We start from the raw sequence: 22,073 nt of genomic DNA on the forward strand, positions 1-22,073 counted from the left end.
TATAAATAATAAAAAACGAGTATTTTCATGCAAAGCGCTATTGATCAATTGAACAGCCGACTTCAGCATCATCAATTAAAAGAACTGCTTAGCGATTACCAACGTTTATCGGGGGTTTTGCAGGCAGTGCAATTACAACACCTCTATCAACTAGCGTGCAGTAGTGAAGTAAAATACCTGTTTTTACAAAATGTTGCAGCGCACTTACTTGAGGCAAGCCCTTTGCCTCGCGAAGCGGTGAGCTTTATAGATGATATTGATAAGCTTAGCTTTTTCACGCCCGGTCTGAAATTTCAAAACGCGTTTAGTATCACCGATCAGCAAGGCAATACCCTGTTACATCACCTTTTTAGTCAATGTAGAGCAGACGCGCTACCATTTAACTACCTACGCTCACTCATGCTCTTTGAAAGTAACGAAAGTTTAGCTGATGCTCTAACAACCCTAAACCATGATCAGTTAACGCCAATTGGCTGCTTTATCGCGTGTAATAAAAATACCCAAATGCTGGCAAAGCATGAGTTTTCAGCTCTGCTGGCCATGATGGAAGTTGACCAACGCCACAGTCCTTCCGCCGTAAATGCATTAATCTCTCAACTAAAAGCGTTTTACGCGTCGCATTTGCCAACAAATGCCGACTGTAAAGTTTTGCTGTGTGCAGCCTATTTACAAGTATCTACGAGTCAATTAATCACGGCACTTAAACAGTCGTAATATGAACAAAGATGTCGTCAAAGGCTTTTTGTCTTTAAGTAGTTTTACGGCCCTTAACCATGGCAGCCGTATCATTCTTACCTTGTGCTTGGCACGGTTACTTACCACTGATGAATTTGGTACTTTTGCTGCTTTATTAGCGCTGTGTGAAATTCTTCTACTGCCAGCCAGTATGGGTTTTTCCTCATCATTAATGCGCATTAGCTACCCGCTATACACACACCAACAACATGACTTATTACGTGGTTTAAGGCATGTTTATTTAGCAGCGTCGGCTATTTTTGGGGTGCTTTTTGTGGCCTCTATCGTTATTAGCTTTCAAGCAATTTCACCGCATCAAAGTGCCAAAGAACACGTTATTTATTTACTGCTACTAGTCCCGATTGGTGCCATTATGCAAAGTCAGTCTGCTTTTTTAGTGGCTTTAAATAAACCTAAAATCGGCCTTATCACCCAGCAATGCATTTTTGAACTGCTCAGCGCACTTTTATGTCTTTTGCTTTATTTTAGCTATGGCGAATTATCACTAGTCAGTATTTGTGTGTTGTTGTTTTGCAGTATGCTCTGCGTAGTGTGTTATCAATACTGGCTCATCAAAGGCATAATTGAACCACGTATCGCACGCTATCAAACGAAACAGTGGTGTAAAGATTCCTTAATCATGTTAGCAAGCGGTGCTGGCACAGTGCTGGTTGCCAAGCTCGATGTACTTCTTGTTCATCATTGGTTTGGCGCGCAGGGCGTAAGTGTGTTTTTTCCTGCGGTTGTGATTGCAGGCTTGCTGACTATTTTAGGCAATGCCGCCAACCAGTATTTAAAACCGATATTAATGGCCGAAAACGATAATTCAAAAGCCGTTAGTGAATTAATGAGTGTACTGTGGCGATTTAATTTTGGCGCAATCATTATCCTAGCACTATTAGCAAAGCCACTGCTGAGCCTGTATGGCGAAACACAATTACAACAAGGTTTTTGGGTGCTTATGCTCATGTTACTCGGGCAACTTTTTCTGCCTGCACGCATACTCGCAAGCAGTCTTATAAAATTAAAAGGCAATCCGCTGATTAATTTATACGTATTATTAGCGGCGACCAGCGTGACAATTTTAATGGCATTCATTTTAAAAGATCAGTGGGGTTTGCTGGGAGTTGCCATCGCATTTAGTGGTGGGTTTATATTAGGTGCTCTGAGTCGCATGGTGATTGTGTGCACTCACATGCGACTGCCTCTTGCTGTTGTATTTGGCTTAGTCAGATAAATAATATTCAACACTGGTCACCACGCGTACTTTTTTAAGTTGTGGTGTGTTTGAATCTCTATCATTAATCGAAAACTGGCCTTGATGCGCCGTTTTTATTTTGCCCAATTTAGACTGTGAGTCTTTGGCAAATTTCATGGCGACTTCACGTGCTTTCTCGGTCGCTTCTTGGACCATTTTTGGTTTAATTTCGTTTAAACCATTAAACAAATATTGAATGCGTGTTTCGTAATTATCTTGTACCACGGCAATGCCCTGCTTGGCTAATTGACTAACTTGACCCAAAGCATGCTGAACTTTTTCAATATCGCTAGAATATACAATCACATTTGAGCGAGCAATGTAGCGAAATTGCTGATTTTCTCCCCCATACTCTCGGGCTTGTTTATCAATAATTGATTGGCTGCCATTGCTAATTTCTTCGTCATTAAAGCCGTGTAATTTTAAAAATGCCACCACCGCATCATTTTTATTCTCAATGCGTGCAACAAGCTTCTCTAGGTTATTATCGGCATCTGAAAATTGTAATGGCCAAATTACGGTGTCTGCAGCCACTTCCATTTCAGCAAGCCCTTTAACATTGACGGTGCGCTCCATTGCTTTGACATCAAGTGCCGCACTTTTCAATATAAAGCCAAGTCCCAGTAAACCTATTGCCAATGCCACAGCAGCAATAACAATATTAAATGGCTGTGCTTTACTCATGCCTTTCTCCTTGATATAGGTCACTGTTTTCGACTCGAAAAGTCACAGTAAACAGGTTATCTTATATGTATAAAAGGGTTATCTTATGTATATAAACTTAACAGACCCTGAAATGTTTACAACAATGCGCAAGCAAAGGACACAGCATGAGCGTTAAACGCATTAGCCAATTCTTTAATCCAACGTCAGTCGCTGTTATTGGCGCCTCTAATTCCCCTAACCGAGCCGGTTTTGTGGTAATGCGTAACCTTTTGCAAGGAGGCTTTAAAGGTCCAATCATGCCCGTGAGTCTAAATCACACGGCGGTGCATGGTGTACTTGCCTACCCAAGTATTGCCGAGTTACCAAAAATACCAGACCTTGCTGTTATTTGTACTAACAAAAATACCTTAATAAATATTATTAATGAGCTGGGTGAAATAGGCTGTAAACACGCGGTGGTGATTGCTGCGGGGCTTAACCCTGAGCAAAAGCTGGCTCTAAAAGAAGCCGCTTTAACGGCAAATGTATCTTTACTTGGGCCTAATTGCCTTGGCTTATTAATTCCGCATATTGGCTTAAATGCAAGCTTTTCGCACACAATTGCAAGCCCAGGTAAGCTCGCTTTTGTTTCGCAATCAGCCGCGGTGTGTTCAACCATACTTGATTGGGCTAAAAACAAAGAAATTGGCTTTTCGTATTTTGTCTCTGTTGGTGACTGTCTGGATATTGACTTTGATGAGCTGCTCGACTTTTTAGGCCGTGATGCTAAAACCAAAGCCATTCTTTTATATATTGATAACATTGAAGATATTCGCAATTTTATTTCAGCAGCCCGTGCAGCAGCATTCAGCAAACCTGTTATAGCCATAAAAACAGGTAAAACTAGCGCAGGGGCACTGGCCGCCGAAATCCACACCGGTGGAACACAAAGTTCAGATGCTGTGTATGATGCACTCTTTCAACGTGCGGGGATGCTTCGCGTTAACGATTTGCGGGAGCTATTTGCAGCCACACAAACGCTGGCAATGCACCCAAAACTTCTAAAAGTTGAGCAACTCACTATTCTCACCAATGGCGGTGGGCCTGGTGTGATGGCCGTTGATACCTTATTACAAAGTTCAGGTAAGTTAGCAGAGCTTAGCGATGAAACACGCGCAGCGCTTAATAAAGTTATTCCACAATCAGAGATGACCTCAAACCCAGTGGATATTTTTGGCGATTCAGCACCAAAACGTTATCAACAAGCTCTAGAGATATTGCTGCAAGCAAAAGAAGTTAAAAATCTTTTGATTATTCATACTCCTTCGGCCCTTGCCCCTAGCGAAGATTACGCTGAAATTATTGTTGAAACACTGCAAAAAATTCCCAAAATGGCGCGCCCTTATGTGATGACCAATTTTATGGGAGAAGATGCTGCTTACGCTGCGCGTCGAGTGTGTGCCAATAATGCGATTCCCACGTACCGCACTCCTGAGGGCGCGGTGGGGGCATTTATGCACTTAGTAAGTTATCGTCGAAATCAAAAACATTTAACACAGACACCCGAATCAAATACAGATGATGCGAAAATAAATAAAGAAGCTGCCAAGGCGTTGGTCAATGAGTTTCTGCTCGATGAGCAAAGCTACTTATCAACACATCAGGCAAGCCAAATTTTAACCCACTATGGTATTGACTGTATTCAAACCGAAGTTGCTTACACGCCTACAGAGGCGAAAGAACAAGCCATTGAGCTTGGTTTTCCAGTGGCGTTAAAACTAATTAGCCCCAGTATTCCGTCTAAATCAGAAGTAGGCGGTGTGGTACTTAACTTAAACGATGCACAAGAAGTAGAGCAAACCGCCTTTGCGATGCTGCTTAGGATTAAAAACACCTATCCTGATGCGCATATAGAAGGATTTTCACTGCAAAAAATGGCCCCCCGTGCCGGCGCAAATGAACTGCGTATTGCCATTAAAACAGAACCAAACTTTGGCCCTGTTATTTTACTTGGCGAGGCAGGCACAGGCCTTGAGTTTGGGCAAGCGGCGGTCGCGCTTCCTCCTCTTAATATGAATCTTGCGAAATATTTAATTGCAGCAGCCCACGACAAAGGCGTGTTAAAAGACCGCGTATTACCGGAAAAAGTCGATAAATACCGTTTATGTGCCCTACTCACTCGTATCTCACAATTGGTAATAGACCAGCCTGATATTACCAGCGTAGAGCTCAACCCTATCCTTGCTAGCAACGGGCAATTTTTAGTTCTTGATGCCACAATAAGCTTAAGCCGCTACAAAGCAAAAGCAAACCGCAAGCGCTTGTGTATACGCCCTTATCCCATTGAGTTGGTCAAAGAAGTAACTTTAAAAAACAATACTCAAGCTCAACTTAGACCAATAAAACCCGAAGATGAACAGGCGCACCTTGAGTTTGATCAATCGTTAACAAAAGAAGATCGCTACAAACGCTTTTTTGGCGAACTGCCACAGTTTAATCACGACCAACTGGCAAAAATGACACAAATTGATTACGACCGTGAAATGGCGTTCATTGTTAGCCAAGAGCAAAATGGCTCTGCATGCACGCTAGGCGTGTCTCGCGTATTAATGGATCCTGATAAACAAGAAGCCGAATTTGCAATTGTGGTACGCTCTGACTGTCAAGGTTTAGGGCTTGGCACTATACTCATGAATGCCGCTATTGAACATTGCAAAAGCCAAGGGGTTAAACGCATTGCCGGAATAACATTACCCGAAAACACCGGCATGATCGAACTTGCGCGTAAACTGGGCTTTAAAATTACCCGCGACTTTGAAGAAGGCAGCATCAATATGCTGTTAAATTTAACTTAAAAACGGATTAGAACGTTGCATCGCTTAAGAACTTATACCGCCCGTGTTTTTGAAGGAAACGGCAAGTACCGACGCCTAGGACGAGCACTCGATGTGTTCTTAATGTCACTTATCATGATCAATGTGGTGGCCATTGTTTTAGAGTCTGTAAGTCACCTCGCTAAACAGTATAAGCATGAATTTTTAATGCTCGAGCTTATTTCTGTCGGTATTTTTACGCTCGAATACATTTTGCGCCTTTGGTCATGTGTCGATAAAAGTGCCCATAAAGAGAGCCCGCTAACCAACTCAAAAATTCGTATTAAATACTTTTTTTCTCCCTTAGCACTCATCGACCTTATTGCCATTTTACCGACCTTGCTAATGGTTTTCGTCAGTGTTGATTTGCGCTTTTTGCGGGTACTACGTTTAATGCGTATCTTTAAACTCACCCGCTATTCTCGAGCTATGCAGCTGTTGTTACAGTCATTTCGCGATGAAAGTAGCTCTTTGCTTGCCGCTTTTTTCATTATGGCGGTTGTGCTGATCATTGCATCATGCGGAATTTATTTAATTGAGCACGATGTGCAACCCGACAAGTTTGGCTCTATTCCATCGGCTATGTGGTGGGCCATGGTCACTCTGACGACTGTAGGTTATGGGGATGTGGTGCCTGTTACTCCGCTAGGACGATTATTTGGGGGTGCCATTACCTTAGTCAGTATGGGAATGGTGGCAATTCCTACCGGTTTATTAGCATCCAGCTTTTCTGAGCAACTTCGTAAGCGCCGTTTGTTGTTTACTGATGCGGTGCATGAAGCAATGGAAGATGGTCATTTATCAGCGATTCAAGAAGAACACCTTGAGAATCTGCGTTACAAGCTCGGTTTAAGTAAGCAAGAAGCAAACAAGGCGATTCATAACGAACTTAAAAATCGCCACAGTAATCTTTATTGCCGTCACTGCGGTAAGCGCCAAGATTAACAGTAAAACAGATAAAGCCCGCGGCTTTATCTGGTTTAGTCATCAAATTCTGCATGCCACTGCGCATTTAACAAGGGGCTTACTTCATCCCCCGGAACAGCTTTACTAAACAAATAACCTTGTAAGTATTCACAACCACGAGCGTGTAAGAAGCGAAGCTGGGTGGTATTTTCAACCCCTTCAGCAACACACTCCTTGCCTAGGCTTTTCGCCAATGTGAGTGTTGAATTAATAATAGCTTCGTCATCTTTATCAATCCCGATATCGTGCACAAAGCTTTTATCTATTTTTAAAACATCAACCGGGAACCGTTTTAAATACGTTAGAGAAGCGTAGCCCGTGCCAAAGTCATCCATATAAATTTTACAGCCTAATGCTTTTAATTTATTCATGCTTAATTGGGCTTTCTCTGAATCTCGCATCATCACTGATTCAGTAATTTCGAATACAACAGCACTGGCAGGTACATGGCTGAGTGTTAAAGCTTGATGAATATTTTCGACTAAATGGGTACTTTCAAAATCAAATGCCGATAAGTTAATAGAGATATATAAATCGGGGTGTGACACGCGCCATTGTCGTAACTCGATTAATGCACGCGATAAAGTTTGCAGCATAATTTTGGTGATAAGCCCTGAGCTTTCAGCAGCATTGGCAAAGTCTTCAGGCTGATAATCGTCATTACTAGGCCAGCGTAATAACACCTCTAACCCTACAACTTGACGTGTTTTTGAACTAACAATGGGTTGGTAGTAATTACAAAATTCATGTTCTTGATACGCTTTGCTCAATTGTGACTCTAAATGCAGAGTCCGCTGCACTTGTAAATTCATCTCTTGCTTATAGAACTGATAACGTCCCTCCACAGACCGCTTAGCATGGTAGAGGGCAACATTCGCCGCTTTTAACAGCGCTTTTGTATCGAGGGCGTCGTCGGGATACACAGCAACCCCAACACTTAAGTTCACTTTTACCGCTTGTTGATTAAGCTCAATATGGCTTTCAACACAGTCCATAACTTTCGCGCACAGCGATAATAGCTCATCGACCTGTTTGAGATCTTCAGCGAGGATCACAAACTCATCACCTTCAAACCTTGCCAAACTATCTTGCGGGCGCAGCACTTGTTTCAATCGCTTTGCAACTCGCTTGATAAGCTCATCAGACTCTTCGTGACCCAATGAATCATTAAAGTATTTAAATCGCTTAATATTTACATTTAACAAGGCTGCTTTCGTTTGATGGTAATCAGCTTGCTCGATAGCATGGCTTACACGGTCACTGAATAATGTTTTGTTCGGCAATCCGGTGAGCGTGTCGTAATTGGCTAATAAGTGCAGTTCATTCTCAGCCAGCTTTTGCGCGCTGATATCAGTGACAATAATCACATAACTGTCGAGTTGACGATTACTCCCTGCAACAGCACTTATTTTAATGAGCACTTGACGCTTTTCGCCGTTGGCAACTTCAACAACATCTTCTGCTGAAAAGTGTTCACCTGATTGCAGTTTTTGCATTACTCGTAAATAGTGAATACGTGCCGGAATAGACAACCCGAGAGTTAAAGAACGACTCGAACGCGGATCAGCAGGAAAGCCAAAGGCACTTTGGAACGACTGATTGGTAGCACGAATACGCAAGTTTTTATCCATAATAAACACCCAGTCTCGGGTTTGTTCAAACGCCGCACCAAATAAACGGGCGTTTTCTTCAAATACCAGTTCTCGGGTCATATTCGTGTAGGTGCCAGCCACTTTCTCAGGCGTGTTGTCTTGCCATTCAACCACCTTGCCGAAATCTTTATACCAACGCCATTGACCATCGGCGTGTCGTAAACGATACGTGCAGTTAAAATAGCCTTTTTGAGTAGATAAAAACTCCAGCCACTCTAAGCGAAAGGTTTGTTTATCATGTGGGTGAATCTTTGCCAAATAGTCATCTAGATTAACACTGTCACTGTCATAGCCCAGTTCATTTTTCAGCCTAGGCTGATAAATAATCGGGCTTTGCGACGACCAATCCCAAACACCAGAATGACTTCCCTCTAATGCAAGTTTTAGTCGCGCCTCACTTTCTTTACTTTCTTTGTGTGCGGCAAGCAAAATTTGCTGCATACGATTACGTCTAAAGAGCCAAGCAGCTACAAGTAGCGCCGCTAATATAAGGTAAAGCAAAATAAAATGTGGCGCACGCCATGGTGGGTATTTTACTTCGATGTTTAATGTTGCCGGCGGGGTTAAATCTCCCGTTAAGGGGTCTTTTGCCCACACTTTAAGGTGGTACTTGCCTGCACTTAATTTTGGAAAAAGAACACGGTTATTATTTCGCGTGTAGGTTTTTTGCCCATCGCCAAGTTGATACTCATAAATAACACGCTCTTGGTAATTGAACGCCATGGCTGAGAAAGCAACCTCGAGACCGATGTCATCATGCTCAAGTACCACACTGTCTATTGGCTGTTTAAGCTCAGCAGGTAAGTCACGAGACATTAAATCCAAGTTGGTGATATTAACGTGATCAATCAAAGCTTGCTGATAGTGGTTATCCATCGGGTAAAAATAGGTAAAGCCTTTAAGGGTGCCATAAACAATTTGCCCAGACTTTAATTTGGTAAATGCGCCACTATTAAACTCGGTAGAAAAAAGCCCCTCTGAACCAGTAAACTGTTGAAAGTGCATATTATCGGGGTTGAGTCGCCACAGCCCTTTATGACTACTCATCCAAATCATTCCGGCTTCATCAAGCACCATATCGTACAATAAAGTGCCTAGCTTATTTTTTTCAAGATCAATGGTGTAGATATGCTCGTACGTTGTGGCATCTAGACCAATCAAGCCAAAATTCGATAACGATAACCACAAGACATTATTGTTATCAATAATGTAAGACATCACATTCACAGCAACATTTTCATGCTGCTCAGGCACCGTATAAATGGTGGTCAGTTCATAACTGTGAGGATCAACCTGATATAAGATCCCCGCATTATAAAATAACGGTGCATCGGGCTTGCTTGATAAGGCCGGCAAGAACCCATAGGCTAAGAAAGGCTCAAATTCATCAAATTTACCGCCTAAACGTGTCACCTCTTGGCTATCAATATTGTAAACAAACATACCGAAATCGGGGTGAACGTAATACAAATCGCCCGACGGCATTAATAGAACCCCATGCACCCAATCGTTAATGAGTTCTTGCTGCTTAGGGTCTGCCGTTTTAACGGGAGTTACTTCACCCGTCTTTGGATTAAAGCTAAAAATTCCCCGATTCGTGTGCAACCAAAGTTGCGCTTTATAAGGCATTATTTGGTAAACAGTGAATTCGGTCGTGATTAAATCTATTTGGTAGTCTTTTAAAAAGACTTCGCTTTCATACGTGTCTAAGTCAACGGCCGTTAGACCATTGTGGGTCGCAAGCCACAGCCTGCCCTGAAACTCTGCAATACCCCAAATTGAATGATGCGATAAGCCGTCACCCTTAATCGAATTGGCCACCACATTTACAAAGTTATAATTATCATACGAGAGATAAAAAGCGCCATCGTTCTTGGTGGCTAACCACATGCCTCCGGAGCGATCTTTTACGATATCAATGATACTTGTATCAGCAAGGGTGTAACCGTTGTCTTTTAAGCGTGTACTTTTAACCAAGTCGCCGGTTGCCCGGGTAAAGTTAAATAAGCCTTTATCGGTTCCCAAGGTAATCGTTGAATTTTGTGGAATAATTTCCCAAATATTTAAGTCGCTAATTAGGGTCTTATTTTTAAACTGAACCTCAGGCGTGTTAAACATCTCTGGTAAGTTGCTAATATCGACTTCGTATAAACCCCGAACAGCCCCGACCAACAAAGTATGCTCATCTATTACGGCAAACGACTTCACATAGTTTTGATACATGTGTGTTGGCGCTTGGCTTAGATGTTCAAGCTTTCTTACCTGGCCCGATGCGATTTCATAAACAAATGCCCCATTACTCGTGCCCATAAATATGTAACCTTGATAAGGATACAACTCACGAATAACGCTGCTTTTTACACGATCGGGTATTTCAAAAATAGACGTGACTTGCTGCGTTTCTAAGTCGAGTTTTGCAAAATCCCAGCCTCGGCCTAGCCAGAGCGTTTTGTCATCAACCGCAACCATACTAAACACAGATTCTATAAAAATTTGCTCTTCGGTGGTGGGCTTTGCAATAAATTGTTGGTAGCTGTCAGTACTCGGATCATAACGGAATAGCCCTGCTTGCAAAGATGCTATCCAAATATAACCTTGGGGGTCTTGATAAATGCGGTCAATGATGGCGTCTTCAAGCTCTCCATTAGGGCCTTTGATATGCACAACCTCATAGCCATCATAACGATTTAAACCGCCCTCAGTGGATAACCATAAATAGCCACTGTTATCGATAAGCATCGTATTGACATAACTTTGCGACAACCCTTCGCTGGTTGACAAGCGTTTCACTTGCGCAAAACTGGAATGACTAAACAAACCACAAATCACAATAATGAGTAGAGCTGATAAAGAAAAGAACTTAGTCATTGACGTTCCAAATTACTAACTTGGCGCGGTGTCACACGTAAAGTGCATCGCGACGATATTGCGATGCGCATATACCTCAAACAACGATTGCAAAGAATTGGGTAATGTTAATGTATAGTTAAACCCATTTACTAGATAGAAATCAATCAGATTTTCATAGGCAAAGGTAAAAACTGTCCCTTTTTGTTCAGCAATAAGCGTGGTGAGTAACTGTGAGGCTACTTTTTTACCTCGCCATGCAGCATCAACATACAGAGTTGATAAAAATAAAAAGCCCGCTTTATTTTGAACCCGACATGCCGCAACGATATTCAAACCATGGTACGCCACCCACACTTGATCAGCTTTAGTGGCACGCCCCCGCGCATTGTGTTTATCGTAAAACTTATTTACCAACGGGGTTTTGATTGCGTCAAGTAAACAAAATTTCAGCTCCGTCATGATTAACTCATTAAGGATAAATAATGCTCAAACTGTTGTTTTAAAAAGGCTTGCTCTGACATAGGACGATTATTAATTGCTGTATACACCCCTTCGCGGGTATTTTTTCCACGCTTAATCTGGTAGGCCCAAAAAGAGGCTTCGTAGTCTAATTGAATTTGATATTTTTGCTCTCGAGGCAATTTACATAAATTAAAGCTCATACTTTCTCAGCAACAGTGTATTGATTTATGAAGTATAACAAAGTTGCTTCAAATTAATCGCCTATTTTAAACCTTGATTTTGGAAACACATAACAGTAAATTAACGCCGAATACATGCTCGCAAGGAACGCACGTTGCCAAAATTTCTGATACCTAGTTTGACCATTATTCTGCTGTTTTTTTGCTTTCCTAGCAGCGCAAATTCTCATATTTTAATTTTTAATCGCCCAGCCGACACACCGCAAGCACGTTATGTGGTTGACTTATTGAGCACCGCTTATAAAGAGATAGGTTATGAGCTTCACGTTATTGATTTTAATCATCAAGGTTCGTTAGCAGCTGCAAACCAAGGTGTGCTTGATGGACAGTTAGGGCGTATTGATTTTGTTACCCGCGATTATCCAAATTTATTAAAGGTCGACTTTCCCCTGTTCGAATTTAACCTTGTGTTATTAAAAAACTGCAAGCAATGCAATTATCGTGATATTAAGTCACTCGCTATTCAGTCAAGTTATCCCGCTGCACAGAGCTACATAGAAGAAAATCCCATTAAAGGTGATGTGATAAAGGTAAGAAACGTCACGGCTCAATTGAATTTATTGACTCAAAAACGCGTTGAAGGCACCATTTTATTAGACTTTTTACTCTCTACAAAACACCCTGACTTTAACCAAGCGGCTTTTAATAAAGAGATTTTAATGTCGATGCAAAGCTTTCACTTTGTGCATAAACGCCACGCAGCACTTATTCCGCAACTGACAAATATTCTTAAAAAGCTTGAAGCCGATGGCACGGTGCGCACGCTAAAAACGAAATACAATCTCACCGAGTTTTAAAAATCAAATCCGCCTTGCTCAGGTGTCGGTTGGTTATTTTCTGCCAACTGTTTTTTCTGTAAATAACGCTTATAACGCTGCTGACATAAGCTGATTACTTTGCGTTTTTCAGCATTACTCAGCTGATTCCAGTAAAACCGTTCATCGCGACTGCGATAACAGCCTTTACAATAGCCCCGATTATTAACCTGACAAATCCCTTTGCAAGGGCTTGGGATCTCAAATATTTCAATTTGTTGCATCACAATTGCCAGTTAATTAATCATCTTAGAAGTATAGCCCGAAAATTAATCATAAAAAAAGCCACTTCAAAAAGTGGCTCATTTAACGAATCAAAACATTGCTTAAAAAAGTAATTAGCACATTAATTTAAATGCGAACGCATTCTATCAACTTTAGATTATTTAATCTGATTCGCTCGTAGAAAGTTCTGCTTTGCGATGAAAAGGTTTCGCGTACATTGCTAAAACCAGTGGCTTTAACTCTTCAGGTACTTTAGCTAAACGCGCATTAAACGCTTCAGCATCTTTTTTATCAATCACGGCCTGCTTACACCCCCCCGCAATATAGTTACCTGGGTGTAAGAAAAACGAATCAACAATTTGCTGGTCAATCGTTTTTGCAAGCTCTTCTGGTGACTCGCAGCCAGATTCAATGGGCTCACCAAACGCTAAATGTACATGCCCTTTTGCTGTGCTAAAGCCCTCAACAATGCTGGCAATGTCTTCACCTTGTTGCTTTACATATTGGCCGTGATGCTGTTTATGATAAAGCTCTTTCGCTTTCGCAATCGCACATGGTTCATATTGATACGAGATAGAGACTGGCACTATTTTTAATTCGCGAACGTAATCAGCAAATTCTTTTTTCTGTTTACGACCTTGTAGCTGCAACATTTTAAGCAGTGCAGGATCCGTTTGATCAAAACCATCTTTTGCACGCCCTTCTTTTTGTGCAATCCAAATTGAATGACCCTCTGACAATGAATCATAAATATAGGCTGAGAGTTGTGATAACGCTTTGAGCATTTCTTTGGGTGCTTTTGCTGAACGTTTCACTATAAAGCTTTTATTTAAGCGCATTAACTCAGTGATATACGGAATTTGCAGCAAATTATCACCAATGGCGATGCGCACTGTCGGCATGTTGTGTTTAAACAAACCCCAGTTAACTAACGCAGGATCCAAGACAATATCGCGGTGATTTGAAATGAACAAATACGCTTGTTTGGGATCCAGTTTATCAAGACCCGAAAATGTCACTTCAGATGTGGTACGGGTGATCAGTTTATTTAAATAGCTGGCCACCTCTTGTTGAACTTGCTCAACAGATTGCGTATTTCCCCACTTTTTTCTTAATTGCTGGCGCACTAATGGGCGAGTTATAAATGGAAAATAAGATAAAAAGCGCGGCAGATTATACTTGGCGATAACATCCACAAAGGCATTATCAGCAATTAATCGGGCGACTGAATCAGCGACTTCGTCATCATTGTAAGGTCTAATATCGGCGTATTTATCCACACATTCACTCATAAAAACTGCTTAAGTTAAAAAACGGCACGCATGGCGTACCGTTTAAATAGTTGGCGGATTATAACTCAGGCAATTTTAAATGCGAACCGAGACGCGATAGTTAACCTAAATATTTCCTTATACTGATAAAATTTTTATTTTTACAACAATTAATTAGGCAATGCTCCTACCAGTATCAACGAACTTTTTTAATGCCATTTTGAACACTAATCTCAGCATTAAAATAGCCAAAATGATACCCGAAGCAAGGCTTAACCAATGCGGTAGAACCTCATGTTCAGTGCCCATCATGGGAGCCACTACAAAGCCAAATTCATCCACTAAATAATCCGTTAAAAAGCCAAACAGTAAAGCCATTCCGATTACCCCAGTTAAATAAGCAAACACCGCGCGTTTACCTAACTCCTTTCCCACCACTCCCAAGGTGGCAATATTCGTCGCAGGACCTGCAAGCATAAACACCAAGACCGCACCAGGGGATACGCCACTTAACAGTAACCCTGCTGCTATCGGGGTCGAGGCAGTCGCACAAATGTACATTGGTATACTAATCAGTATCACCACCAGCATCGCAAAAATACCGCTTCCCCATTGACTTAAATAAGACTCAGGAACATACGTTTGCACTAGCGCCGCGAAAAAGAGACCAATCACCAGCCACACCATAGTGTCTTCTAACAGTTTATTGCAGCTAAAACGAATAGCGCGTTTAAATTTAGCAACACGGCTCTCTATCGAAAGACTGGGCTTTTCGCTTTTACAGCAACGGTCTGCTTTTATCGATGCAGAATCTTCAGTGCTAAAGCCGCTCGACTCTTTTTTAACTTCAGCCGAAGTATTGCTGCTGCAACAGCTCGGCTCTTTTTTAACTTCAGCTGCGGTATTACTGCTGCAACAGCCTGCACTATTATCATCTGCAGTGGCGGCTTGATGCTTATGCTGTGAATGAATTTCATGGTCTTTCCCAACCAAGACACCCGCAGCTATCGCGCTGCACACCGCTGCGATTGGGCGTATAATGGCCATAAATGGTCCCAATAAAACATACGAGACTGACACTGAATCAACGCCTGTTTCGGGTGTTGAAACTAAAAATGCCGTCGTCGCACTTTTCGATGCTCCCGCTCTTCTAAGCCCTATTGCTGCTGGAATAACACCACACGAACACAATGGCATAGGCGCACCAATAAAAGCAGCCTTAATGGTTGTCCAAAGCCCCTCTTTTCCTAAGTGACGATTGAGAAAATTGGCCGGTAAATACACATTTAATAAACCAGCAATCAATAAACCTAACATTAGCCATGGGGCAGATAATAAGAATAACTGCCAAAAATTATTGAGTAAGTCCATCAATATCCTCCAGTGTCGTCAGTATCGAGCAGTTCTCAGCGGGCTCTTCACCACCACAACATTTATCTGCTAATAATGAAAGAGAGTCATAAAAACGCGTGAGTTCAGCAATGCGTGCGGCCACTAAATCACGTTTTTGTAATGTCATTGCTTTAACCTCATGGCATGAATGCTGATTTTTATGAAACTTAATTTGCAATAACTCTTTTATTTCAGACAGACTAAAACCAACGTTTTTTGCCCGCAAAATGAACGACATTTGCTTGTAATCTGCATCAGAGTAAAACCGATATCCCACCTCAGAACGCGAACTTGGCGTTAACAAACCATGTTTTTCGTAGTACCTTAACGTATCTGTTGAGACGCCTAATTGACGGGCAAACTCACCTATTTTCATCACTGTCTCCATTGTGAAGCGTTTATTTATTATGCTCACTATAAACCTTGGAGTACACCCTAAGGTCAAGCAAAAATTAATAAGGAAAGTATATGAATATCGTCGTCCTTGATGCCGCCACATTAGCAGACACTTCGTTAGATGAGCTGGCACAATTAGGTTCACTCACTTGCTATAACCTAACTAATCAGCACGAATTAATTGAACGCTGCCAAGACGCTGATGTAGTAGTAACGAATAAAGTAGTTATAAATCAACAAGCAATGGCGCAGTTACCTCAATTAAAATTAATTTGCGTTGCTGCAACAGGCACCAATAATATTGATTTACCAGCAGCAAAAGCCCATAACATCGCCGTGACCAATGTGGCCGGATATTCAACACCTTCAGTGGTTCAACACACGTTTACATTGATCACCAATCTGCTTGGTAACACACACAAGTACATTCGTGATTGCCAGCAAGGTTTATGGCAGCAGAGTCCGATGTTTTGTCGCTTAGATTACAGCTTTAATGAAATAGCGGGGAAAACCTTAGCAATTATTGGCTACGGCTCGTTGGGCAAAGCGGTTGCTGAAGTTGCAACCGCATTTGGTGCCCATGTAATTATCAGTGAACGTAAAGGACATACACCGCGTGAAGGTCGCGTTAGTTTTGAGCAAGCATTAAAAACGGCTGATATAATCAGTGTTCACTGCCCGTTAACAGAAGAAACTCGCGATCAAATTGCGGCTCATGAGCTGAACATGATGAAACCCTCTGCCATCCTTATTAATACTGCCCGTGGAGGGATTATTAATGAGGCTGATTTAGCATCTGCGCTTGCTAATAATGTGATTGCTGGCGCGGGTGTTGATGTACTCAGTAAAGAACCCGCCGAGGCAGATAACCCACTTGCCCGATACACTGGCGACAATTTATTACTTACGCCGCACATTGCCTGGGCAAGTAAAGAGTCTATTATTCGCTTAGTGAAAGAAATCGCGTTAAATATCAAAGCATTTAACCAAGGAAATGAGCGCAATAGGTTGGTCTAAATTGCAATTTTTTGGTCAATTGAGCGAACTGGTTTGCAAAAAAGCTCCTAGCCAATTGACCAATTAAAAGCTAATCACTTGATTTAATTTACTTTTTAAAATGTGGCAAGCTGATTGCTAATTAAGAGCAACGTAAACATTAAATTCTAGGGAAAAAAATAATGAAAAAAGCACTTTTAATTGCAGCGCTTACTGCACCATTTTTAACTGGCTGTGTCATTGCAGTATCCGATGGTGAAGCTGAAACACATTGGGCAGGTGATTCATCGACGAGCTGGCAAAAACAGCACAAAAATAACCGCGAAATCATTTCGACTCTTGCACTTGATACTAACTACCAAGTGGTACTTAATAAACTTCACACCCCTAACTTCACTGAATTACTAAAACAAGGTGACGATGTTTACCAAGTATTGTTTTATGCCACTCATAGCATTCACTCTGATGGTAAAATGACAAAAGATGAGTGCACACCACTGGTATTTAAAAACGATAAGCTAATTGGCGTTGGTGATACCATTTATAAATCACTGAGCAATGGCTAATTAGCCGAAAATGGCAGAGTAGGCCTTGCCTACTCTTTACCCACTCACATTCACTAATCTCGACACAACTTGGTCACGTCCGCCATCTTTAGCCTGATATAACCCTAAGTCAGCTTCTTCAAGCAGCGTTTGTTCAGCGTATACTTGGCCTGTTTCTGTGGTCGCAATGCCGATACTAATTGTCACATGATCCGAATTTAACGAAGCGGTATGGGGAATACCTAAATTACTCACTGCATGTCGTAATTTATTAGCAAATGCGACTGCTTGTGTTGCCGTTGTATTAGGCAAAACAGCCGCAAACTCTTCCCCCCCATAGCGCGCCACAAAGTCACTGCCTCGCTCGCAGGCCCCAACAAGCGCATGAGCAATTCGTTTTAAGCAATCATCACCCGCTCGATGGCCATAGCAATCATTAAACCGTTTAAAATGATCCACATCCATGAGTAATACAGACAAAGGGGTTTGATCGCGACGACAGCGACGCCATTCTCGGGCAAGATTTTCATCTAGATAACGTCTATTAGGAATTTCAGTCAGGCCATCGATTGACGCTAGCATTTCGAGCAAGTCATTTTTTTGTTTGATTAATAACTGATTACGCACACGCGCACGAACAATCGCAGCACTAAAGGGTTTAGTTATATAATCCATCGCCCCCAGCTCGAGGCCTTTTGCTTCGTCGTCATGACTCGAGTTAGCAGAAATAAAAATAACAGGCAGCATATTTGTGACGGTATTTTCTTTTATTTTGCTCAGTACCTCATACCCATCAATACCGGGCATAACAATATCCAGAATCAATAAATCAACGGACTGTGTTTTTAAAAACGTCAGTGCCTTTTCACCACTTTCAACACAAAAAACATCATAATCTTGCTGTAATGTTTTTTCTAATACCAAACGGTTCAACGGATCGTCATCAACAATCAGTACCTTGGCTCTTTTTAGCATCTGTAGATCCTTGTTCGATGATAAATGCAATGACTTGTTTAATCTGCCACTGCAACTCATCGTTTAATAACTCAGGGAGTTCGCCTTGTGCTTTAAGCTTAGCCTCACATTGCTGAGCGCAGGCTGACAAACGTTTAAAGCCTAGATTACCGGCCGACCCTTTCACATTATGGACAACTCTGATCAACTCATCGGTGGTCTTTAATGTTGAAATTTGTAATAGCTGTTGTGCTGCCATGGTCGCAAACTTTGACAGCATAGTTAATACTAATTCTGTATTATTTGAAAACTGAGTGAGAACAAACGTACGGTCAAAAAAAGCCTGTTTCTGTACTTCAAGCTCACTCATCGCCAAAAACAGTGTACTGGCAACAATGGGTTTAGTGAGGTGTTTATTCATGCCCGCCGCAACGGATTGCTCTATGTCAGCCGCTTCGCTGTGCGCTGTTAATGCATAAATCGGCATTTGCTCTTTCGTGAATGACTGGCGAATTATACGCGTAGCTTGGCAGCCATCCATCTGGGGCATCTGAATATCCATGAAGATCAGGTCGGGTCTGAGACAATTAGCAAGCTCAATGCCCTTTTCACCACTGTCTGCACACACAACGGTGATATCGGCTTGCTCTAAAATACTTTTAATAATGCTTAGATTAAGTGGGTTGTCATCTACGGCTAACACTAATAGACCCGATAAATCGGCACTAGAAGGGAGGGATACAACCGCCTTTTTCGCCGGTTCGCTGGTTTTATCTAGCTGTAAGCAGAAACTAAATTCACTGCCTTTGCCTCGTTGACTTGCTAGTTTTATTTCGCCACCCATTAACGCCACTTCGTACTTTACAATTGCAAGCCCAAGCCCAAGCCCAACGCCTTGATGTGAACGCGTTAGTGACTCATCACCTTGTGTAAAGGCATCAAATAAGCGACTTTGATCCGCATCGCTAATCCCAATACCGGTGTCTTTTACAGCAAAGCAAATTAGTTGTTGTTCAGAGGTTTGTTCGACTAAGTTTAAACTTAATTTAACGCTTCCTTGCTCTGTGAATTTAGCGGCATTAGTCAGTAAATTACCTAACACCTGTTGTAAACAGATTTGATCGCCCCTTAGGTTAGAATTGATCTTTTCATCGCACTCAACGCTGAATTCCAACCCCTTCGTTTTACACAGTGGCGCGACGATTCCTTCGCAATAATTAATTAAATCAGACAGGCTAAAGGGGGCTTTAGTTAATTTAACTTGCGAACTTTCGGCTCGGGCAAAATCGAGCATACGGTTTAATAAAGACAATAAGCTGTTGGCTGCTGACTTCGCTTGCTCAGCATGTGTGCGCTGCTCCAACGACAAGCCTTGCAACGCAATCACATCTATTAGCCCCAGTACGGCATTAAGTGGGGTGCGTATCTCATGACTTAAATTGGCAATAAAGCGGCTTTTAGCTAATGTGGCACGCTCGGCGTCATTTTTAGCTTGTATTAAGTCAGTGATATCTTGGACATGGACAACAAAGTAATCTGGATTTTTTTCACCATTCCATACCAATGAAACACTAATTTGTAGCCAACATTTTTGTTCTTGCTGGGGCAAACTAAAGTGATACACTTTTTTCTTTTCGCTGAGCAATTCAAGTAAGGTACCTTTTAACGTGTCTAGTGATTGCTCGCCAAACAAATCATCCAACCTATATTGGCTGCTCAAGGTATCACTGCGTTCTAGTGAAAATATTTTACGCGCCGCTTTATTCATTTGCAGTACGCGGTAATCAAGAGACAGTAATATAACCCCATTAGCAGCGTACTCCATTGCACTGCGTAATTTGGCTTCAGAGCTTTGTAATGCGTTTAATGCCGCGTGCTGCTCAGTAATATCACGGCCTATCGCCATAGTTCCCAATAATTGTTGATGCTCGTTATAAAAAGGCGCAATACTCAAATGATAGGTTTTATCATTGGTTACTAAACGTTTTTGATACACTTGGCGGTCTTGTAATACTTGTCGCTCAAGTTCACTTAGCTCGCCGTTATCGTCACTGATATCACATAACTGCTGGCCAACGAGTTTTTCTTGCGGTAAACCGATATAACTCTCATACGCCTTGTTACAGCCTAAAAATGAACCATCAATATTTTTAAAATAAATAAGATCTGGCACATTATTAAGCATGGTGTTCAGTAAGGCTAAATGACGTTCTTTGGCATCAATACTGCGGCGCAATTGTTTTGATTTAACTTGCACTTGTGAATCAAGCGCTTTGTTCGCCTCTTGCAATGATTGAACAAGCTCTTCATTACGGGTAAAAACCCGCTTAACTCGGCTAAACCAAGGTTGCCAATCAGCAGGAATACGATAATTTACCAGTGTATGTTGGCCTTCATCATGTTTTTCTAGGTAATTCATCAAGTGAGTCATTGGCTTTACAAATATGCGCTGACTCAACCAAAATACCGCGCTGAACATCATGACTAAAAAAACACTTAAGAACACAAATTCTATAAACATGTCGTAGCGGACAGGCCCACTGAGTGCTTTTTGAGATTCAAAGTAACGGGTATAAATTGGTAAATCAGACGATGGTTGCACTAAGTGACTGTGACTTTTTGTGTTTTTGTTTATCTCACTTTCGGGCCAATAATCATCGGCATTAATCGCTGTTTTTAATATTTTACTTGAGCTGGCTATTACTTGGTTATCTTGATTAATGAAAATATATTCGCCGTTACTCGGGGCAATTTTCATTAACCACTTAGAGATTGCCTCTAAGTCATAAATTAAAATGATGTAGTCGTCGCTTTGTAACGCTCGTCTTTTTCCTATTGCAAAGTACGCGTGGCCATTAACAGTAATAACAGCACTTGAGGCCAGCGCTTTATCATTTAAACGCGACGGTCTAAATTTATTATCCAACACACTCGTCAGCAATTCACTTTCAGCTGTTGAACGGCGCTTTATATAAACAAAACCCTGTTCGTTAACATAGGCAACACCTTGCAACGATTGAATCAATGCCAGCGTTGTGTTGAACGAGGGCCCTAATGCAAGCACTTGACGCCACTGAGTAAGAGCAAAGGCAGTGGATGCAAATTTACCTTGCCCCACAATTTCACCCACTCCTCCCTTTATGGGTTGATAATAGTAGTGATCAAACTGATTTACATTGCGGGCCCAGTTGGGGTCGAAGTCATATGATAGTGGTTGCTCATACAACTTAAACATCGTATCAATCAATCCATCAGCCGCATGCATTGCATGACCAAGCTGAGCAGAGATATTATTAAAACTACTTTGTCGGCTTTCTTGTGAGCGTTCTAGCTTTAGATTATATAAGTGTAAACACAGAATAAACGCCACCAGCAATGGCACAATAAGCGCCACGGCCAGAGAACGATAATAATGCTTTAGTGGTAAAAAATTCACTCGATTTTAAGTACCTTGCCTCGGTAACACCTAGATTAACGAGGCAAAGATTCACTGGCAAGTTATAAATTTTCTTCAGCGAAGCTTGCCAAGCGACTACGAACAACACCATTCAAGTTAACGGTTGCACTTCCTTCAAAATTTTTAAATCGTTCAACAATATAGGTTAAACCTGAGGTAACAGGGGTTAAATAGTTACTATCGATTTGCGCTAAGTTTCCTGAGCAAATTAACTTCGTGCCCTCACCGCAGCGGGTGATTATGGTCTTCAATTGAGAGGCGGTTAAATTTTGACTTTCATCTAATATCACCCCCGAATTGATATAATACTATCATACCCTTAATAAACTTGAACAAAAAAGC

The 22,073-nt window shown here is 41.6% G+C and carries 17 protein-coding genes and 1 pseudogene; 7 read left to right on the plus strand and 11 right to left on the minus strand.

Annotated features, from left to right (window positions below; genetic code table 11):
• The first annotated feature begins 27 nt into the window (after positions 1 to 27).
• Positions 28 to 714: a hypothetical protein gene (locus BM378_RS07785; protein ID WP_074988930.1), complete on the plus strand. Its 687-nt coding sequence runs from the start codon at positions 28 to 30 to the stop codon at positions 712 to 714.
• A gap of 1 nt (position 715) precedes the next feature.
• Positions 716 to 1,972, plus strand: a complete 1,257-nt coding sequence (locus BM378_RS07790; RefSeq protein ID WP_036966054.1) for a lipopolysaccharide biosynthesis protein — start codon at positions 716 to 718, stop codon at positions 1,970 to 1,972.
• Here BM378_RS07790 and BM378_RS07795 read toward each other — a convergent pair.
• Complete coding sequence (locus BM378_RS07795; protein WP_065979686.1) at positions 1,961 to 2,677, minus strand: SIMPL domain-containing protein; 717 nt, start codon at positions 2,675 to 2,677, stop codon at positions 1,961 to 1,963. The two genes, BM378_RS07790 and BM378_RS07795, sit on opposite strands and share 12 nt — an antisense overlap.
• A 146-nt stretch (positions 2,678 to 2,823) precedes the next feature.
• Between BM378_RS07795 and BM378_RS07800 the strand changes: the two genes are divergently transcribed.
• On the plus strand, positions 2,824 to 5,493 hold the full coding sequence (locus tag BM378_RS07800; protein WP_074988931.1) for a bifunctional acetate--CoA ligase family protein/GNAT family N-acetyltransferase: 2,670 nt from the start codon (positions 2,824 to 2,826) through the stop codon (positions 5,491 to 5,493).
• Positions 5,494 to 5,508: 15 nt separating this feature from the next.
• A complete protein-coding gene (locus BM378_RS07805; RefSeq protein ID WP_036966045.1) occupies positions 5,509 to 6,456 on the plus strand; it encodes an ion transporter in 948 nt (315 codons plus the stop codon).
• A gap of 35 nt (positions 6,457 to 6,491) precedes the next feature.
• Here BM378_RS07805 and BM378_RS07810 read toward each other — a convergent pair whose 3' ends face one another.
• The 3 genes from BM378_RS07810 to BM378_RS07820 are packed head-to-tail and all read right to left on the minus strand — an operon-like array spanning position 6,492 to position 11,641.
• Positions 6,492 to 10,997, minus strand: a complete 4,506-nt coding sequence (locus BM378_RS07810) for an EAL domain-containing protein (protein ID WP_074988932.1) — start codon at positions 10,995 to 10,997, stop codon at positions 6,492 to 6,494.
• 15 nt (positions 10,998 to 11,012) lie between these two features.
• A complete protein-coding gene (locus BM378_RS07815) occupies positions 11,013 to 11,438 on the minus strand; it encodes a GNAT family N-acetyltransferase (protein ID WP_036966040.1) in 426 nt (141 codons plus the stop codon).
• A gap of 2 nt (positions 11,439 to 11,440) precedes the next feature.
• Positions 11,441 to 11,641: a DUF3283 family protein gene (locus BM378_RS07820; protein WP_036966037.1), complete on the minus strand. Its 201-nt coding sequence runs from the start codon at positions 11,639 to 11,641 to the stop codon at positions 11,441 to 11,443.
• Between the two features lie 134 nt (positions 11,642 to 11,775).
• Between BM378_RS07820 and BM378_RS07825 the strand changes: the two genes are divergently transcribed.
• Positions 11,776 to 12,477 (plus strand): transporter substrate-binding domain-containing protein, encoded by a 702-nt coding sequence (locus tag BM378_RS07825; protein ID WP_227006810.1) that lies wholly within the window; start codon positions 11,776 to 11,778, stop codon positions 12,475 to 12,477.
• On the opposite strand, the gene BM378_RS07830 is transcribed toward BM378_RS07825, so the two are convergent.
• The 4 genes from BM378_RS07830 to zntR form a co-directional block, all read right to left on the minus strand.
• Entirely contained in the window at positions 12,474 to 12,719 is a 246-nt protein-coding gene (locus tag BM378_RS07830) for a DUF1289 domain-containing protein (RefSeq protein WP_036966031.1), read from the minus strand. The genes BM378_RS07825 and BM378_RS07830 overlap by 4 nt on opposite strands.
• A gap of 162 nt (positions 12,720 to 12,881) precedes the next feature.
• On the minus strand, positions 12,882 to 14,012 hold the full coding sequence (locus BM378_RS07835; protein WP_074988933.1) for a 1-acyl-sn-glycerol-3-phosphate acyltransferase: 1,131 nt from the start codon (positions 14,010 to 14,012) through the stop codon (positions 12,882 to 12,884).
• Positions 14,013 to 14,165: 153 nt separating this feature from the next.
• Complete coding sequence (locus tag BM378_RS07840; protein WP_177222579.1) at positions 14,166 to 15,362, minus strand: SO_0444 family Cu/Zn efflux transporter; 1,197 nt, start codon at positions 15,360 to 15,362, stop codon at positions 14,166 to 14,168.
• Positions 15,346 to 15,759: a Zn(2+)-responsive transcriptional regulator gene (zntR, locus tag BM378_RS07845; RefSeq protein WP_083202809.1), complete on the minus strand. Its 414-nt coding sequence runs from the start codon at positions 15,757 to 15,759 to the stop codon at positions 15,346 to 15,348. The genes BM378_RS07840 and zntR overlap by 17 nt, the downstream gene beginning before the upstream one ends.
• 92 nt (positions 15,760 to 15,851) lie before the next feature.
• Between zntR and BM378_RS07850 the strand changes: the two genes are divergently transcribed.
• Together BM378_RS07850 and BM378_RS07855 are read left to right on the plus strand one after the other, a co-directional pair.
• Positions 15,852 to 16,796 carry a D-2-hydroxyacid dehydrogenase gene (locus BM378_RS07850; protein ID WP_065979680.1) on the plus strand — a complete coding sequence of 315 codons (945 nt, stop codon included), beginning with the start codon at positions 15,852 to 15,854 and terminating at the stop codon, positions 16,794 to 16,796.
• Positions 16,797 to 16,957: 161 nt separating this feature from the next.
• Positions 16,958 to 17,341 (plus strand): DUF3192 domain-containing protein, encoded by a 384-nt coding sequence (locus BM378_RS07855; protein WP_036966020.1) that lies wholly within the window; start codon positions 16,958 to 16,960, stop codon positions 17,339 to 17,341.
• A gap of 36 nt (positions 17,342 to 17,377) precedes the next feature.
• On the opposite strand, the gene BM378_RS07860 is transcribed toward BM378_RS07855, so the two are convergent.
• From BM378_RS07860 to BM378_RS07870, 3 genes and pseudogenes are all read right to left on the minus strand, one after another.
• Entirely contained in the window at positions 17,378 to 18,295 is a 918-nt protein-coding gene (locus BM378_RS07860; protein WP_074988935.1) for a GGDEF domain-containing response regulator, read from the minus strand.
• The gene (locus BM378_RS07865) at positions 18,264 to 21,710 is read right to left on the minus strand and encodes a PAS domain-containing hybrid sensor histidine kinase/response regulator (protein ID WP_074988936.1); all 3,447 of its coding nucleotides are present in this window, start codon (positions 21,708 to 21,710) and stop codon (positions 18,264 to 18,266) included. Before BM378_RS07865 ends, BM378_RS07860 begins: the two co-directional genes overlap by 32 nt.
• A gap of 62 nt (positions 21,711 to 21,772) precedes the next feature.
• A pseudogene (locus BM378_RS07870) lies at positions 21,773 to 22,030 on the minus strand (PhoH family protein); the annotation flags it as partial.
• Between the last annotated feature and the right edge of the window lie 43 nt (positions 22,031 to 22,073).

Origin of the sequence: Pseudoalteromonas lipolytica, assembly GCF_900116435.1 — a bacterium.
GTDB lineage: Bacteria > Pseudomonadota > Gammaproteobacteria > Enterobacterales > Alteromonadaceae > Pseudoalteromonas > Pseudoalteromonas lipolytica.

Bases quoted from the DNA above. Each gene is read 5' to 3' on its own strand.
- BM378_RS07795 (WP_065979686.1), bottom strand. From the start codon at position 2,677: ATGAGTAAAGCACAGCCATTTAATATTGTTATTGCTGCTGTGGCATTG.
- BM378_RS07840 (WP_177222579.1), bottom strand. From the start codon at position 15,362: ATGGACTTACTCAATAATTTTTGGCAGTTATTCTTATTATCTGCCCCA.
- BM378_RS07815 (WP_036966040.1), bottom strand. From the start codon at position 11,438: ATGACGGAGCTGAAATTTTGTTTACTTGACGCAATCAAAACCCCGTTG.
- BM378_RS07830 (WP_036966031.1), bottom strand. From the start codon at position 12,719: ATGCAACAAATTGAAATATTTGAGATCCCAAGCCCTTGCAAAGGGATT.
- BM378_RS07785 (WP_074988930.1), top strand. From the start codon at position 28: ATGCAAAGCGCTATTGATCAATTGAACAGCCGACTTCAGCATCATCAA.
- BM378_RS07790 (WP_036966054.1), top strand. From the start codon at position 716: ATGAACAAAGATGTCGTCAAAGGCTTTTTGTCTTTAAGTAGTTTTACG.
- BM378_RS07850 (WP_065979680.1), top strand. From the start codon at position 15,852: ATGAATATCGTCGTCCTTGATGCCGCCACATTAGCAGACACTTCGTTA.
- BM378_RS07835 (WP_074988933.1), bottom strand. From the start codon at position 14,012: ATGAGTGAATGTGTGGATAAATACGCCGATATTAGACCTTACAATGAT.
- BM378_RS07810 (WP_074988932.1), bottom strand. From the start codon at position 10,997: ATGACTAAGTTCTTTTCTTTATCAGCTCTACTCATTATTGTGATTTGT.
- BM378_RS07860 (WP_074988935.1), bottom strand. From the start codon at position 18,295: ATGCTAAAAAGAGCCAAGGTACTGATTGTTGATGACGATCCGTTGAAC.
- BM378_RS07820 (WP_036966037.1), bottom strand. From the start codon at position 11,641: ATGAGCTTTAATTTATGTAAATTGCCTCGAGAGCAAAAATATCAAATT.
- BM378_RS07800 (WP_074988931.1), top strand. From the start codon at position 2,824: ATGAGCGTTAAACGCATTAGCCAATTCTTTAATCCAACGTCAGTCGCT.
- BM378_RS07855 (WP_036966020.1), top strand. From the start codon at position 16,958: ATGAAAAAAGCACTTTTAATTGCAGCGCTTACTGCACCATTTTTAACT.
- zntR (WP_083202809.1), bottom strand. From the start codon at position 15,759: ATGAAAATAGGTGAGTTTGCCCGTCAATTAGGCGTCTCAACAGATACG.